Origin of the sequence: Streptomyces sp. NPDC093089 (genome assembly GCF_044754405.1) — a bacterium.
Classification (GTDB): domain Bacteria; phylum Actinomycetota; class Actinomycetes; order Streptomycetales; family Streptomycetaceae; genus Streptomyces.
On the sequence record NZ_JBIVPA010000021.1, the window covers coordinates 12,858 to 27,737 of the forward strand.

The 14,880-nt window shown below is 69.7% G+C and carries 16 protein-coding genes, 1 pseudogene and 1 riboswitch; of the genes and pseudogenes, 9 read left to right on the top strand and 8 right to left on the bottom strand.

What is annotated here, in order from left to right; translation table 11 throughout:
* Window positions 1-47 precede the first annotated feature (47 nt).
* Window positions 48-2,354 (bottom strand): immune inhibitor A domain-containing protein, encoded by a 2,307-nt coding sequence (locus tag ACIQFX_RS35530; RefSeq protein WP_402471904.1) that lies wholly within the window; start codon window positions 2,352-2,354, stop codon window positions 48-50.
* Window positions 2,355-2,496: 142 nt separating this feature from the next.
* Window positions 2,497-3,378 carry an NAD(P)-dependent oxidoreductase gene (locus tag ACIQFX_RS35535; protein WP_402471906.1) on the bottom strand — a complete coding sequence of 294 codons (882 nt, stop codon included), beginning with the start codon at window positions 3,376-3,378 and terminating at the stop codon, window positions 2,497-2,499.
* A gap of 97 nt (window positions 3,379-3,475) precedes the next feature.
* On the opposite strand from ACIQFX_RS35535, the gene ACIQFX_RS35540 reads away from it, so the two are divergent.
* Both ACIQFX_RS35540 and ACIQFX_RS35545 read left to right on the top strand, forming a co-directional pair.
* Window positions 3,476-3,826, top strand: coding sequence for a winged helix-turn-helix transcriptional regulator (locus tag ACIQFX_RS35540; protein WP_402471909.1), 351 nt, complete (start codon window positions 3,476-3,478; stop codon window positions 3,824-3,826).
* A gap of 458 nt (window positions 3,827-4,284) precedes the next feature.
* A complete protein-coding gene (locus tag ACIQFX_RS35545; protein WP_402471911.1) occupies window positions 4,285-4,773 on the top strand; it encodes a helix-turn-helix domain-containing protein in 489 nt (162 codons plus the stop codon).
* Between the two features lie 90 nt (window positions 4,774-4,863).
* Here the strand turns inward: ACIQFX_RS35545 and ACIQFX_RS35550 are convergent, their stop codons facing one another.
* The 3 genes and pseudogenes from ACIQFX_RS35550 to ACIQFX_RS35560 form a co-directional block, all read right to left on the bottom strand.
* Window positions 4,864-5,217: a hypothetical protein gene (locus tag ACIQFX_RS35550; protein WP_402471914.1), complete on the bottom strand. Its 354-nt coding sequence runs from the start codon at window positions 5,215-5,217 to the stop codon at window positions 4,864-4,866.
* A 16-nt stretch (window positions 5,218-5,233) separates the two neighbouring features.
* Entirely contained in the window at window positions 5,234-6,220 is a 987-nt protein-coding gene (locus ACIQFX_RS35555; RefSeq protein ID WP_402472132.1) for a transcriptional regulator, read from the bottom strand.
* A gap of 87 nt (window positions 6,221-6,307) precedes the next feature.
* Window positions 6,308-6,619, bottom strand: a pseudogene (locus ACIQFX_RS35560) (multiprotein-bridging factor 1 family protein); the annotation flags it as partial.
* A 47-nt stretch (window positions 6,620-6,666) separates the two neighbouring features.
* Between ACIQFX_RS35560 and ACIQFX_RS35565 the strand changes: the two are divergent.
* The 5 genes from ACIQFX_RS35565 to ACIQFX_RS35585 all read left to right on the top strand — a co-directional run bounded on the left by ACIQFX_RS35565 (window position 6,667) and on the right by ACIQFX_RS35585 (window position 9,829).
* Window positions 6,667-6,840, top strand: a complete 174-nt coding sequence (locus ACIQFX_RS35565; RefSeq protein WP_402471917.1) for a hypothetical protein — start codon at window positions 6,667-6,669, stop codon at window positions 6,838-6,840.
* A 218-nt stretch (window positions 6,841-7,058) separates the two neighbouring features.
* Complete coding sequence (amcB, locus tag ACIQFX_RS35570) at window positions 7,059-8,183, top strand: cyclophane-forming radical SAM peptide maturase AmcB (RefSeq protein WP_402471919.1); 1,125 nt, start codon at window positions 7,059-7,061, stop codon at window positions 8,181-8,183.
* On the top strand, window positions 8,161-8,346 hold the full coding sequence (gene amcA, locus ACIQFX_RS35575) for a multiple cyclophane-containing RiPP AmcA (RefSeq protein WP_402471921.1): 186 nt from the start codon (window positions 8,161-8,163) through the stop codon (window positions 8,344-8,346). The genes amcB and amcA overlap by 23 nt, the downstream gene beginning before the upstream one ends.
* A 75-nt stretch (window positions 8,347-8,421) precedes the next feature.
* Window positions 8,422-9,096, top strand: a complete 675-nt coding sequence (locus tag ACIQFX_RS35580) for a pentapeptide repeat-containing protein (protein WP_402471922.1) — start codon at window positions 8,422-8,424, stop codon at window positions 9,094-9,096.
* Window positions 9,097-9,265: 169 nt separating this feature from the next.
* On the top strand, window positions 9,266-9,829 hold the full coding sequence (locus ACIQFX_RS35585; RefSeq protein ID WP_402471925.1) for a hypothetical protein: 564 nt from the start codon (window positions 9,266-9,268) through the stop codon (window positions 9,827-9,829).
* Window positions 9,830-9,845: 16 nt separating this feature from the next.
* On the opposite strand, the gene ACIQFX_RS35590 is transcribed toward ACIQFX_RS35585, so the two are convergent.
* From ACIQFX_RS35590 to ACIQFX_RS35600, 3 genes are all read right to left on the bottom strand, one after another.
* Window positions 9,846-11,204, bottom strand: a complete 1,359-nt coding sequence (locus ACIQFX_RS35590) for a trehalose-6-phosphate synthase (protein WP_402471928.1) — start codon at window positions 11,202-11,204, stop codon at window positions 9,846-9,848.
* Between the two features lie 130 nt (window positions 11,205-11,334).
* Complete coding sequence (locus ACIQFX_RS35595) at window positions 11,335-11,706, bottom strand: hypothetical protein (RefSeq protein ID WP_402471930.1); 372 nt, start codon at window positions 11,704-11,706, stop codon at window positions 11,335-11,337.
* 121 nt (window positions 11,707-11,827) lie between these two features.
* Window positions 11,828-12,769 (bottom strand): glucosyl-3-phosphoglycerate synthase, encoded by a 942-nt coding sequence (locus tag ACIQFX_RS35600; RefSeq protein WP_402471933.1) that lies wholly within the window; start codon window positions 12,767-12,769, stop codon window positions 11,828-11,830.
* Between the two features lie 148 nt (window positions 12,770-12,917).
* A riboswitch (SAM riboswitch) is annotated at window positions 12,918-13,064 on the top strand.
* Between ACIQFX_RS35600 and thrC the strand changes: the two genes are divergently transcribed.
* Together thrC and ACIQFX_RS35610 are read left to right on the top strand one after the other, a co-directional pair.
* Window positions 13,058-14,365, top strand: a complete 1,308-nt coding sequence (thrC, locus tag ACIQFX_RS35605; protein ID WP_402471934.1) for a threonine synthase — start codon at window positions 13,058-13,060, stop codon at window positions 14,363-14,365. Its footprint overlaps the riboswitch before it by 7 nt.
* 39 nt (window positions 14,366-14,404) lie before the next feature.
* The gene (locus ACIQFX_RS35610) at window positions 14,405-14,683 is read left to right on the top strand and encodes a MoaD/ThiS family protein (RefSeq protein WP_017238235.1); all 279 of its coding nucleotides are present in this window, start codon (window positions 14,405-14,407) and stop codon (window positions 14,681-14,683) included.
* The last annotated feature ends 197 nt before the right edge of the window (window positions 14,684-14,880 follow it).

Here is a 14,880-nt window from a genome sequence, read left to right on the forward strand (position 1 = left end):
AGGAGCCTGAGGCCCCTCCGTACCGCCCCCGTCAGGTGACTCCGCGATCAGTGCGCGGCCGGGTTGGTCACGCTGATCGTCAGGTCGTCGCCGGCGTCGCCGGTGACGGTGACGCGCACGCCGTGACCGGCGACCTTGACGCTGGCCTGCGGGGCCGTGGTGTCGTAGTAGGCGTTGGGGTCGGTGTCGTCGAAGACCGGGATGCCGGGGACGGAGGGGGCGCAGGCCGCCTGCGTCTCGACGGTCTTGTTGCCGCCCTTGCCGACGAGGACCTCCTTGTGGAGGCAGGTCGCGTCGGTGGCCTCCAGGCCGAAGGTGGCGTCGAAGGGCTGGCGCCGGTTGGTGGGCGCGGTCCCGTCGGCGTACTTGAAGGGGGCGGGTCGGGCGTCGACGGCCATGGCCGAGCCGCCGCCGGGGTGCTTGCTGACGTTGTTGTCGTCGAAGGACCGGTCGACGTACCAGACGAGCAGGCCGTTCTGGTAGCGGAAGTACTCGACCCAGTCGGGGGCGGTGACGCCCTTGCTGAACTGGTACGGGCCCTCGGCGAGGAGCGCGTCGGAGCCGACGTACTCGCGGTTCTCCAGGAGGTAGTAGCGCGGGGAGGTGGCCGTCTCGGTGCCGGTGGAGATCTTCCAGCGGCCCTGCGCGGTCCAGCCGTTCGCGCCGTTCTCGACGTCGTCGGTCACCAGGGTCGTACCGCCCGAGGTCAGCGTGACGTCGTCGAGGAACGCGCCGGCGAAGTGCACGCCGCCGTCGCTCTGGTAGCGGAAGCGGAAGAGGGACGGCTTGCCGGCGGAGTCGTACGAGTAGCGCAGCGTCGTCCACCTGCCGACGGAGGAGCCGGAGACGGCGTCGCCCGCGCGGGCCCAGGTGGTGCCGCCGTCGAGGGAGTACTCGGCGAAGAGGTAGTCGTAGTCCGCCTCGATCTCGTACCAGGCGCTCGCCTTGACGGTCACCCTCGGGGCGGCCGGCACGGAGCGGGTGAGGGACTGGTTGAGGCCGTCGGCCGAGCCGGTCCACCAGGCGTGCGTGCCCGAGGAGGGCGTGGCGTAGGTGGTGCTGCTCGTCTTGTCCGGGAGCGCGACGCGGACGGCCTGGTTCTTGCCCGTGACCTGGAGCTGCGCCGGGTTCAGGGTGTACGTGCCGTCGGTGCCGAGCGGGGCGTCGCTGTAGTCCAGCCAGCCGAGGAAGAGCTTCTCCTCGGCGCCCATGAGGCCGGGGTGGGTGCCGATGCCCGCGTTCGCGGCGGCGCCGTGGCCGAGCCAGGAGCCGGAGCTCATCAGGGTCCAGAAGGCGGTGGAGTTCTCGCCGCCGTCCGTGTCGTAGTAGTCCGGCAGGCCGAGGTCGTGGCCGAACTCGTGGCAGAAGACGCCGAGTCCGCCGTTCTCGCCCTCGGTGGTGTAGTCGCCGAGCCAGTACTTGGACTGGCCGATGCGGGCGCCGCCGCCCTTGTTCTGGGTGCCGGAGACGTCGGGGCCGGTGAGCCCGTAGTCGTCGCCGTTCACGAACCAGCGGTGCGACCAGATGGCGTCCTCGCCCTGGGCGCCGCCGCCGGCGTCCTCACCCATGCCGGCGTGGACGGCCTGGAAGTGGTCGATGTAGCCGTCGGGCTCGTCGAAGTCGCCGTCGTGGTCCCAGTCGTTGCGGTCCCACACGTCGAACTGCGCGAGGTACGCGTCGATCTCGGCGGGCGACTTGCCGGCCGCGATCTGCGCGTTCCACCAGGCGTCGCCGGTGTCCTGGATGAAGGCCCAGGAGCCTCCGGTGTCCTCGACGGCGTTGTCGCCGTAGGTGGAGGCGTTGCCGGGGACCTTGACCCAGTCCTCGACCGTGTTGGTCACCGAGTAGCGGCCGTTGGACAGCTTCTCGTAGTACGTCTTCATCGACTCGCCGGAGCCGTTGAAGAGGTTCTCGTAGTACGGCTTGGAGAAGTCGGCGGTCCAGGCGTTGGAGTTGTCCTCGGCCCGGTCCGGCTGGGGTATCTGGTTGTGCAGCGGTCCGGGGACGGTGCCGAGCTTGCCGGAGCCCTGGTCGCCGAACTCGGAGAGGATCGTGAAGATCTTCTCCTGGCGCTGGGCGGTGGTGGTCTCGGTCTCCACGAACTTGCCGTCGGCGACCTCGACGACGCCCTCGGCGTTCGCCTTCGCCTTGCCCTTGGCGATCAGGTCGATCGCCTTCTCCCGCAGTTCGGTGCGCTGCTTCGTGAGCGGTCCGGGGCGGTTGTCGGACCGGTGCGCCTTCGCGCCCGTCGGCGCGGCGTCCTTGGCTTCCTGCGCGGCGGCGGGGACGAGCCCCGCGGCGAGGAGTGCGGTGAGCGCCGACCCGAGGGTCATGCCCACGACAATCTTCTTCACGTTTCTTGCGATCCTTCCGCTTGCCTCATGTGCCTCATGGGGAAAAACGGATCGCCTGGGGGAACGATCGCCGCAGAGTCTGGCACGAGACACCCCCTCAAGAGGAGGGGTCTTCACCGATTACCGGTAACCGAATCACCGGTCACCGAAGCAGCAGATCGACCACCCCCGTGAGGTCCTCCTCATCGCTGCCGACGTCGAGGCGGCGCCGCATCAGCTCGAAGTACGGCCGGATCAGCTCCGGACTGACCCCCTGACCCTCCGCCGTGGCCAGGAACGTCGGCGTACCGGCCACCTGCATGGCGAGGTTGGACACCACGCCCTCGCTGTAGTCGCCGGACCGCAGCTGGGCGGCGGTCCCGTGGACGCCCTGGGCCATGGCCGCGAGCCAGTCGGCGAGCAGCGGGGCGAACGCCACGGGGTCGATGTCCTCCCGGCGGATCAGCGCGAAGGCGTGCGCCGTCCCGGCGAACATCCCGTACATCGCGCTCAGCAAGGCCACGTCGTGCAGGGCGGCGAACCCGGCGTCCGCCCCGACGTACTTCGTGCCGAGTGGAACGGCCAGGGCTTCCCGGCGCGCCTCGAACAACTCCCGCGACCCGCTGTAGAACACGTAACCCCCGGCCTCCGGCACCCCCGCCATCGGCGGTACGGCCATGATCCCGCCGTCCAGGTAGCGGGCGCCCCGCTCTTCTGCCCATGCGGCGCGGGCGCGGGCCTGGGCGGGGGTCGTCGTGGTGAGGTTGACCAGGTCCCTGCCGGCCAGGTCGACGCCGTCCAGAGCCTCGCCGACCGAGTCGTCGTCGAGGAGGCAGACCACGATGAGGGCGCTCGCCGCGACGGCCGAGGCCGCGCTGTCCGCGACCTTCGCGCCCTCGGCGGCGAGCGCCTCGGCGCGGGCCGCTGTCCTGTTCCAGACGGTGAGCGGATGCCCGGCGGCGAGCCAGGTCCGGGCGAGGGCGGTCCCCATGGCGCCGAGGCCGAGAAGGGTGACGGGGGGCTTCGCAGCAGTGTTCCGTGTCATGCCGACAAGGCTGCTCCGGGGTTCTGGCCTGCTCAAGTACCCACTTGGAAGTGGGTGGTTACCCTGAAGTGAGCGAACAGGTCAGAAGGGTGGGCACATGGCGACGCTGAACCGGCCGGGCGCCGACGACGGTCACATCTGCGGCATCGACACCGCGATGGAGGTGATCGGCGGCAAATGGAAGGTCCTCGTCCTCTGGGCGCTCCACGAGCAGCCCAACCGCCGCTTCGGTGAACTCCGCCGCCTCCTCCCGGGCGTCACCGAAAAGGTTCTCGCCTCCCACCTCCGCGAGCTGGAGGCCGACGGCATCGTCCACCGCGTCTCCTACGGCGAGGTCCCTCCCCGCGTCGAGTACTCCCTCACCAAGTCCGGCACCCGCCTCAACGACGCCCTGGAACCACTGGCGGCGTGGGGGAGGGAACGGCGGGAGGAGCGAACAACCGCCTGATCTCCCGAGGGACCCTGTCGTGGCCTCAACCCACGACAGCCCGCCCAGACGGCGGGAAAGCCGGACGGGCGTCCGCCACGTGTGCACGGCAACCACCCACCGCCCCCGGCCACGCTGCCCTTTGTTGCCACGGCCTCGGCCCACGGCGGCCGGTGAGTGCCGGGGCGGGGTGGGGGCACCTCCGAGGAACGGAGCGCAGCGAGTACCGCAGGGGCCTCCGTGCGGCGGGTGCGCTTACCTGCTTAAGACGGAGCGGCTGCGGCAGGCCTCTGGCCTGCGGGGATGCATCGACAGTTTTGCAGCCATGTGAGCTTCCTATGCGAAATCGTATAGATAGTGGGTATCACCCTTGAGATTTGATGCGGAAATGCATAAGGTGATGCGCAACCTGGGATTCTTATGCAGCCCTGGATGGCTTCATCCACTCGTGGAGGTAATCTGTGCGTGCGGCCCGGCGCGTGACCAGGATCGAGACGGTCAATCGCTTCACCGGCGAGGTTCAGGACCTCACCGTTCACTCGTCGGTCAGTGCAGGTGCCGGGCTCTGGTTCCGAGGAGGTGGCTACACCACGATGGGTTACGAGGCTCACAACGCCCTGGCTGAGGCCGACCTCAGCGGAGCGGCGTACAAGCTGTTCCACAAGATGTGCGCCATGCAGAATCGCAAGGACCACGGCTTGGTCCGCGTTGAGACGCAGGCGAAGTTCGCCGTGCAGGTCGGGATGCAGCAGCCGACCGTGTCGCGGGCTCTCCGCCAGCTCGCCGAGGCCGGATTCATCTACCCCGACGGCCGCGACTGGCGTCTGCGCGCCGACTTCGTCTTCAACGGCAACGGCGCCGCTCAGGGCCAGGCCATCCAGAACATCCCCGCGGGCACGCCCGACCCGTACGCGGGGAAGGGCGCCGAGCTGACCGTCATCGACGGGGGCAACGACAGCGATGCGTGAGCGACGACGGGTCTAACAGACGCTCTCCTCGACCTCGCGCATTCGCCCCTGCCAGGATCGGTCCGGACAGGGGCGTCGCCCTTCCGGACGTCAGCGGGTCTGCTCGATGCGTTCGAAGATGTCCGCGTCCGTCTCCCGCTGCCAGGCCGGCAGGTCGGTCCAGTCGGCGACGTATCCGGGCTTCGGATCCTCGAAGTGCCTGAACATCTGGGCCGTCCAGCAGATCGCTACGAAACGGCTTTTCTGCTCGCGGGTGAGGCGGGCCGTATGCCCTCCGCTGGCTTCGATGAAGTCGCGTACCTGTCCGCACACGGCGGTGGCTGCCTCGCGCTCCCACTCGGGGGTCTCGTCCCACGGCGTGATGTAGCCGGGCTTCGGTTCGCCGGGATAGTGCTTGTTCACACCGGCGATCCACGCCTCGCGGAAAATCCGGCCGTCACTCATGCGCGTGTCCCTCTCGTCATGCGGTACGCGGTAGCGCCGCGATTCGGTGATCCAGGTCCGAGACTCGGCCATCGGCCATGAGCGGGGCAAGACGCCCTCGAAGCCCGTCCAGCTTCCTGCAGATGAATCCCGAGTGGGAGCGGTCGGCCAGACCGAGCACCTGCTCCGCGTAGTGCATGACCTGGTCGATGTCACACCGGTGCGCTCCGAGGACTGCGAGGTCGGCGAGGACGGCAGCGCGGCGGCGTAGTGACAGGGGCTGCGCGAGGGCTGCTGTGAGGGCTTCCTCCGCGAGGTCGGGGCGGCCCAGTTGGAGGTAGCAGGCTCCTCTTTCCTCAGCGAGGCGGGAGCCGTCGAAGCGGAGCCAGCCCCCGTTGTGGGAGTGGGCGCTGTCAAGGGCATGCACCTCCTCGGCTTCGTCCAGAGCCCGGTTGCAGGCGTCGAGGTCGCCCACCGCCGCGTACGCCTGCGCCTGGACTGCGGCGACCCAGTGGCGAGTGGAGAGTGCGTCGTCGCCCCGTAGGGCGATCCGGGAAGCTGCCGCGAGCAGAGACTGGGCGGCGGGGGCGCGGCGCGCGTACAGCTCGACGTACGCGTGGCGGGTCATGGCGCAGGCCCAGAGGTCGTGGTCCCCGCAGGCATGAGCGGCGTGGGCGGCCAATGTGTAGCACTGGGCGGCGTCGGTGTACCGGTTGGCGTCGAAGAACAGCTCACCGACGAGTTGGTAGAGGTCGGCCGTCATCCGGCACAGCCGGTCCCGATCCCCCGGCATACGTGCCTCGGCCAGTCCCCTCGTCATGGCGTCGAGCTGTACGCGAACAGCGGGGAAGACAGCCTGTTTGGAGTCCGAGAGCGCATAGATCTGCCACAGGCTGCGGTGCAGGTCGTCCCCCGTCTCCAGGAGTTCGACCGCCGCGCACTCTCGGGGGGCTTCGTCGGAGTCGGGCAGGGCGACCAGTGCGCCCGTGACGGCGAGTAGGCCCAGGACATCGCGGCGCTTCATGTCGTCATCATCACCATGGAAGAGGGGCGGGGTGTCGGGGAGCACAGAGGTCTCCACCGGCTGTTCTTCGGAGAGGAGGGCTTCCAGCTCGGGGAGGGTCACTCCCAACAGCGCTGCGATCTTGAGTCGTTGGTGCGGCTGGGGGGTGGCACGACCGCTTTCCCAACGGACGACGGTGGACGCGGCCACCGTGAGCGCTTCTGCGAATTCCTCCTGAGAGTAACCCCGCGCCACACGCCGTTCAGCAAGGCGCCTACGCCTCAATGACATTGGCATCCCCTCATAGGAGCACCTTTCCCTGCGCGCGCGCACCGACGCCTGGAAAACGCCCGGGCATTGCGCAGGGTCCGCTCTGGGAGACGGTAACGGATCGTTGTTCACTGGTCGCACGTCGCTCATGGGGCGAAGAGTCCTTCAGGCGGCTTCTCGCAGAGAGGAGCAGTTGCGTGACACCACCCGAATCGCCTCGCTGGAGCCCCGGCAACGGCCGTACCTACATTCCGCAGGAGGTCCAACCGGGTGAGCCGAGCCGGGCCTTGCGGCTGCGAGCGGCCGGTGGCTGGGAGCGGTTCATGCGCCGCTTCGCCGGCGAGAGGCCCGACCGGGACGGCGAGGAGTGAACGCCGTCGACCATGCCGGGTACGAACGGCATGCGCTGCTCGGACGCCGGGTACGAGACATCGCCTCGCAGGGCGAGGGCGAGCTCATGGCGGTCACACACGAAGTACACGACGACGGCCGCATGGTCCGCGTCGCTCACATCCGCCCCGCGTCCGGTGTCGAGTGGTCGACGGCGATCGCCAACATCCGGGCTGTCCGACCGGTCGAGAGGAGCCCCATGCCCTCGTGCAGTCCCAAGCGACTCGCGGCCGTCCCCCGTGCGGTGATCATGCAGCCGACGACTCAGTGCCTGCCCATGGACTGCACGTACTGCTACCTGCCCCTACGGAAGGAGAAGCACCTCATGACGGTGGATGTCGCCAGAGCGGTGGCCGAACAGGTCAACGCGTGGGCGGCCGATGACCCGGTATTCGAGGTCGTGTGGCACGGAGGTGAGCCCCTTGCCACGGGACGCGAGCACTTGGCGGCGCTCATGGCCCCCTTCGATGGCGTGAAGCACTCCGTGCAGACGAACGCCGCTCTGGTCGATGACTCCTGGTGTGAGTTCCTGCTGGACCACGAGGTAGCCGTGGGAGTCAGCATCGACGGCCCCGCAGAGATGAACACGCATCGTGTGACCCTCGTCGGGCGCCCCGGATTCCAGGTCACGATGCGCGGGATCGACCGCCTGCGCCGTCACGGTATCCCGTTCTCCGCCATCGCGGTCGTCTCCGACCCCGACCCGGCGGACGCCAGCCGCTTCTACGAGTTCTTCGCCGAGCTCGGCGTCACCACTCTCGGCGTGAACGTCGAAGAGGAGGAGGGCGTCAACCTGACCGCCCCCACGCCCGACATCGGTCGAGCGGTCGAGTTCTGGGCCGCCCTCGCCGACGCCTGGCGTGCCAACCCGGTCGTACGCCTCCGGGAGATCCAGCGCGTACTGAACTTCGCCGGCGCTGTCCTCCAGGGCCAGGTCACGGCACCACTCCCGGCCTCCGCCCCGTGGGACCCGCTGCCCACCGTCGCGTACGACGGCGGTGTGGTCATGCTCTCCCCCGAGCTGGCCGGGTTCACCGACGAGCGGTTCGGCGACTTCACCACCGGCAACGTGCTCGGTCTCGGCCTCGACGTCCTCGTCGCCGAGGCCGAGGAACGCACTCCCTGGATCGCCGAGTTCTGGAAGGGCGTGGACGCCTGCCGCGCCGCATGCCCCTCCTTCGCCTTCTGCGGCGGAGCGCACCCCGCCAACCGGTACTTCGAGCACGACGGCCGGATGGACGGGACCAGGACCCGGTACTGCACCACCGCCAAGATCGCCTTGTTGGAAGGAGTAACGCGCCATGTCCGCGAACATGCCCACTGACGCCACCACCCTCGTGATGGACTCGCCCCAGGGCTTCCGGTCCCTCCTGGAGGTCGCCGGGACGCAGGCTCTGGCCACCTTTGACAACCGGCCCACCTGGGACAACCCCACCCCGGTGTTCGACAACCGGCCCACGTGGGACGACTGGAGCAAGAAGTCCTAGGTCACGCTGATACCGGGGCGGTCCCAGCCGACTCTGCGTGGCCGCCCCGGCCCCGCGACAGAACGGAGCACCATCATGGCCACCCGCGCCTTCGGGCACGTCACCGTGACGACCCCGGACCTGGACGAACCCGGCTTGTACCTGTCGAACGTCGACACCCTCGACAGCGTGCACGGCATCGTCCAGGACTTCTCCTTCCGAGACGCGGACCTGCGCTCGCTCGACTTGGCGGACACACAGCTCATCACCGGCCGCATCACCGACGTCCGCTCTCAGCGAGTCGAGTTCCAGGCCCTGAATCTGCACGGCGTGGAGATCAGTGGCAGTGATCTCCGCTCGGCTCGCTGGAGCGGGTGCAAGCTGACCCGTGTGGTGGTCCGCGACTGCAAGCTCATGGGCGCCGCGCTGGACGGACTGGTCCTTGACGACGTGCTGTTCGAGGACTGCAAGTTCGACTACGCGACGTTCGACAGGATCCGTGCCACCGGTCCCGTCGCGTTCACGGGTTGCGTCCTCACCGAAGCGGTGTTCAGCGACTGCGACCTGTCCGCCGCCGTGTTCTCCGACTGCACCTTGAGGGTCACGGAGTTCGGTGGCGGCCGTTACCGGGACACGGACTTGCGCGGAAACGACCTGTCGATGCTCCGGGGCGTCGCGAATCTGGCCAAGGTCCGCATCGACCACACCCAACAAGCCGACCTCGTTCACGCACTGGTGAGTGAGCTCGACATCACGGTCGGGGACGACTGACTCCAGGAGGACCGCCGTGCCCCTGTATCTGGCCTTCAATGACCTGCGCGCTCTACGCGCACGCTGTGACCTCGCCGTAGTCCGAACAGCCAGGGGCGAGGCGGCGTACGAGGACGGGGCCGTAGTCCCCTCCGGCGACTGGCAGCCATTGGGCGCTGGGGCCGGTCGCATGCTGACCGCTCCCGCAGGGGCGGGGGCCGGCATGCTCGTGGAGATCGTCCGGCCGCCCGTACCGACCGGCCGGGGGCTTGGCGAGCTGGCGAAGCCCCTGGGCGACGACCACGCCGAGTACATCGGCCAGGCCCTCGCCAAGCCCGGGATGCGCACGACCACGGACAACTATCGTGACGGACGCCTGATCGGCCTCCACCTCGACAACTGGGACAAGCTCCCCTACGGCCGGAAGGCGACCGGGAGGCGGCGGCTCGCCCTCAACCTCGGGCCCGGAGACCGTTTCATCATCCTCGGAAGCCTCGACGCCGAGGCCGTATGTCGGGTGGTCCACCCCGACTCGTACGAGCGGCGGCATCCCCACACCGATGACTACCGCGCGTACGTCGCCGCCGGTCACCCCCTTCGGTGCGTCCGGATCCGCCTTGCACCCGGAGAGGGCTACGTGGCGCCCACCGAGTACCTCCTCCACGACGGTTCGACCGAGGGCCAGGACAAGACGTCCGCCATGGCCTTCTGGCTCGGGCACTGGCGCCGCGGCATCCTGCCCTCGCTCGTCTGACCGCCCGTGCCGCCATCTAGCCGCCGAGGGCCTCCAGCTGGTCGAGGAACCAGCGGGTCGGAGGGAGGGCGGTGGCGGTGGCGGCGAGGCGCTTGGTGCGGGTGGTGCGTTCGGCGGGGGGCATGGAGAGGGCGGCGTGGAGGGCTTCGGCGGTCTGGGACACGTCGAAGGGGTTGACGGTGAGGGCGTGGGGGTGGAGTTCGGCGTGGGCGCCGGCCTCGCGGGAGAGGACGAGGGCGCAGCCGGACTCGGAGACGACGGGTATCTCCTTCGCCACGAGGTTCATGCCGTCGCGGACGGGGTTGACGAGGGCGACGTCGGCGAGGCGGTAGGCGGCGAGGGAGCGGGTGAAGTCGTCCTGGACGGAGACGAGGACGGGCTGCCAGTCGGGGGTGCCGAACTCGGCGTTGATCTCGGCGGCGAGGTCCGAGACGGCGGTCGTGTACGCGCGGTAGACGTCGAGGTCCTGGCGGGAGGGGTAGGCCGAGGCGAGGTGGACGACGCGGTCGTGCCACTCGGGGCGGGTGGTGAGGAGCTCGCGGTAGGCGAGGAGGCCGCGGAGGATGTTCTTGGAGAGCTCGGTGCGGTCGACGCGGACGATGGTCCTGCGGTCGCCGACCTCCTTGCGGAGCGCCGCGAGCCGCTCGTCGACCTCGGGGCGGTGTGCCAGGGAGCGGAGCTCGTCGCCGTCGATGCCGAGGGGGTGCACCGCGACCTCGGAGCGGCCGAGGCCTGCGGGGCCCGCGCACTCGGTGAAGGCCGAGGCCCAGGCCTGGGTGTGGAAGCCGAGGTGGTCGGCGCCGAGCATGCCCGCGAGGAGTTCCTCCCGCGGGTCGTCGGGGAGCATGCGGAGGTAGGCGGGGGAGGCCCACGGGGTGTGCGTGAAGTGGGCGATGCGGAGGTCGGGGCGGAGCTCGCGGAGCTGCCCCGGGACGAGGGCCAGGTGGTAGTCCTGGACGAGGACCGCGGCGCCCTCCGCCGCCTCGGCGGCCAGGGCCTCGGCGAAGGCGCGGTTGTAGGCGCGGTACGACTCCCAGCTGCGGCGGAACGCGGCGTCGAAGACGGGTTCGCGGGGGATGTCGTACAGGTGGTGGTGGAGGAACCAGAGCACCGAGTTCGCGATGCCGTTGTACGCGGCGTCGTACACGTCCGGATCGATGTCGAGCATGCGGACGCCCGGCTCGGAGATTCCGCGGCGGACGGCCTCGCGGTCGCCCTCGCCGAGCGCGGCGCACACCCACAGGCTCTCCTGGGCGGACACGGCGCTCAGCCCCGAGACCAGGCCGCCGCCGCCCCTGCGGGCGTCGAGCGAGCCGTCGGCGCCGGGGACGTACGAGACGGGGCCCCGGTTGGATGCCACGAGCACAGTAGCCATGTGGCGAACCTAGCCCGTCCCGTAAACGCTCAAACGTACGTATACGAGACAGGCTGATTCGGCCACGCTCAGTCGCCGCAGGTCAGCGGTTCGGCCGGGGGCGCGACCGGCGGCTTCGGCGGCCGGTTCGTCAATCGCGCCGGCTGTTGCGCAGGGCCGCCTTCGCCACCAGGCCGGCGGCCGCGAGGGCCACGGCGAGGGCGCCGAGCAGCCAGAGGCGCTCGGCGTTCCCGCCCGTCGCCGCCATGGAGCCGGAGGAGCGGCCGCCCTGCGGGCCGGGGGCCGGGGGAGCGGGGGAGGCGGCGCAGGCGGGGGTCGTGGGACAGGCCGTGACCGTGTTGCCGAGGGTGGTGAAGTCGCCGTGCAGCGTCTCCTCGTACCGCTTGCCGAAGGGCTCGACCACGTCCGCGGCGGCCGGTCCGGCCGCCGTGAACACGAGCGAACCCGCCGTCAGGCCGATGGCCGCCAGCACTCTGCCCAGGTGGTGTCGTCTGAAGCGCATAACAGGGCAATGTAGGCAAAGCGGATCATCGTAGGGTGTTGCGCCACGCGGTGAAGCCGCCCGGCGCCGCGCGCCCGCCCCGGCCGTCAGGCCACCCGGCGCCGCGCGCCCGCCCCGGCCGTCAGGCCACCCGGCGCCGCGCGTACTCCGTGATCTCGGCCATCGGGGGGCGTTCCTCCGTGTCCACGGCGTACGTGCGCGGCTCGAAGCCCTTCTCGCCGCGCTCGAACTGGGTGAGCCGGGGCCGTACGAGGTGGCCCCGGGAGAGCCGGAGCTGCGCCGTCCGGTAGATCGCGGCGGCCATCCGGCCGAGCGCCCGACCGTCCTGGTGCCGGTGCTTGCGCACCCCGACGTCCACCTGGGCGAGCGCGTCCAGGCCGACCGTGTGCAGCGCGTCGACGAGCAGCCCCAACTCCACTCCGTAGCCGACGGGGAACGGCAGCCGTTCGAGGAGCGAGCGCCGCGCCGCGTACTCGCCGCCGAGGGGCTGCACGAAGCCGGCCAGCTGCGGCCAGTGGAGGTTGAGCAGGGGGCGCGCCACCAGCTCGGTGACCCGGCCGCCCTGACCAGGGGCGTCCCCGAACGGGCGGTCGTACATCGCCTTCACGAAGTCGACGTCCGGGTCGGTGAGCAGCGGGCCCACGATCCCGGTGACGAAGTCCGCGGAGAAGTCCCGCAGGTCCGCGTCCACGAAGCACACGACGTCCCCGCTCGTCACCATGAGCGACCGCCACAGGACCTCGCCCTTGCCGGGGACCGCCGGTATCCGGGGCAGGATCGCGTCCCGCGCGACCACCCGCGCCCCGGCCGCCGCAGCGACCTCCGCCGTGCGGTCCGTGGAGCCCGAGTCGATCACCACCAGCTCGTCGACGAGCGGCACCGCCTCCGACATCAGCTCGCGGCGGATCACGGCGACGATGTCCCCGACCGTCGCCTCCTCGTTCAGCGCGGGCAGCACGACGCTGACCCTCGTGTTGCGCTTGGCGGCGAGGATGCGCTCCAGCGGCCGGTCCTCCACGGACCAGGACCGGCGGTCCAGCCAGCGCTCCACCTCTTCCAGCACGTGATCTCCATCTCGCGTTACGGACGGCCGGTCCAAGCATCCGGGCCTTCGGTTACAGTCTTGAACAACGCGGATCCCCGATGCACGTCGGGGTGCCGACCGCGTCGGAGCGCAGGAACGAAGTCCACCGCGCTTCACAATCGAATACCGCTCATCCAGAGGGGCAGAGGGAAACGGCCCGTTGAAGCCCCGGCAACCCTCCAGTCGGTTTGTCTCGTCCTCCAGCGAGGTCCCCGGCTAGGGAAGGTGCCAAATCCGTCTCATGACGAAAAATTCGTCATGGGAAAGATGAGGAGAAAGGGCCTCGCCTCCATGGCTGTACAGACTGTCGCCTCCACCACCGTCGACCTCGGTCCCGCGTCCGGGCTCTCCTGTCGCGAATGCGGTGAGGTCTTCCCGCTCGGTCCGATCTTCGCCTGCGAACTCTGCTTCGGGCCCCTCGAAGTCGCGTACGACCTCCCCACCGGCGACCCCGAGGCGCTGCGCAAGCAGATCGAGGCCGGCCCCGCCAACATCTGGCGCTACGCCCCGCTGCTGCCCGTCCCGGCCGACGTCGCCGAGAAGCCGAACCTGAACCCGGGCTGGACCAAGCTCGTCCAGGCCGACAACCTCGCCCGCGAGATCGGCGTCGCCCCCGGCAAGCTGTTCGTCAAGGACGACTCCGGCAACCCGACCCACTCCTTCAAGGACCGGGTCGTCGCGCAGGCCATCGAAGCCGCCCGCGCCTTCGGCTTCACCACCCTCTCCTGCTCGTCCACCGGCAACCTGGCCGGCGCCGTCGGCGCCGCCGCCGCCCGCGCCGGCTTCCGCTCCTGCGTCTTCATCCCGCACGACCTGGAGCAGGGCAAGGTCGTCATGGCCGGTGTCTACGGCGGCGACCTGGTCGCCATCGAGGGCAACTACGACGACGTCAACCGCTTCTGCTCGGAGCTCATCGGCGACCCGCTCGGCGAGGGCTGGGGCTTCGTGAACGTCAACCTCCGCCCGTACTACGGCGAGGGCTCCAAGACGCTGGCGTACGAGATCTGCGAGCAGCTCGGCTGGGTCATCCCCGACCAGCTCGTCATCCCGATCGCCTCCGGCTCCCAGCTCACGAAGATCGACAAGGGTCTGCAGGAGCTCATCAAGCTGGGCCTCGTCGAGGACAAGCCGTACAAGATCTTCGGCGCCCAGGCCGAGGGCTGCTCCCCGGTCTCCGTCGCCTTCAAGGCCGGCCACGACGTGGTCCGCCCGCAGAAGCCGAACACGATCGCCAAGTCGCTCGCCATCGGCAACCCGGCCGACGGCCCGTACGTCCTCGACATCGCCCGCCGCACCGGCGGTGCCGTGGAGGACGTGAACGACGAGCAGGTCGTGGACGCGATCAAGCTGCTCGCGCAGACGGAGGGCATCTTCGCCGAGACCGCGGGCGGCGTGACCGTCGGCGTCACGAAGAAGCTCGTCGAGGCGGGTCTCATCGACCCCGAGCTGACCACCGTCGTCCTCAACACGGGTGACGGACTCAAGACCCTGGACGCGGTGGCCGACACCTCTCAGGCGACCGTCACCATCCGCCCGAGCCTGGACGCGTTCCGCGACGCCGGCCTGGCGGTCTGAGCCCGCCCGCTTTCCGGTCCTCCGAAAGGTTACGAAGACATGGCCGTGAACGTCCGCATCCCCACCATCCTCCGCACCTACACGGGCGGTCAGTCCGAGGTCCAGGCCGAGGGCGCGACCCTCGCCGAGGTCATCGCGGACCTGGAGAAGAACCACACCGGCATCGCCGCCCGCGTCCTGGACGACCAGGGCAAGCTCCGCCGCTTCGTCAACGTCTACGTGAACGACGACGACGTGCGCTTCGAGCAGGGCCTGGAGACGGCCACCCCGGCCGGCGCCGGAGTCTCGATCATCCCCGCGGTGGCCGGCGGCTGCTGAGCCGTTCCGCGTCCCGTCTTCCTTGAATTGCCCCTTCCGCGCCTATAAGCGGAAGGGGCAATTCTGCATGGTTGAGCGGGGTAGAGTTGGGGAAGTCCCCTCCGCTGCTCATGCCGGACGCATATGAGAAAGCGTCCCCGCGCGACAAGAAGCAGCCAAAGTGCCTGCGCGTTGTGTACGTTCTGCGCCTTTTGCCG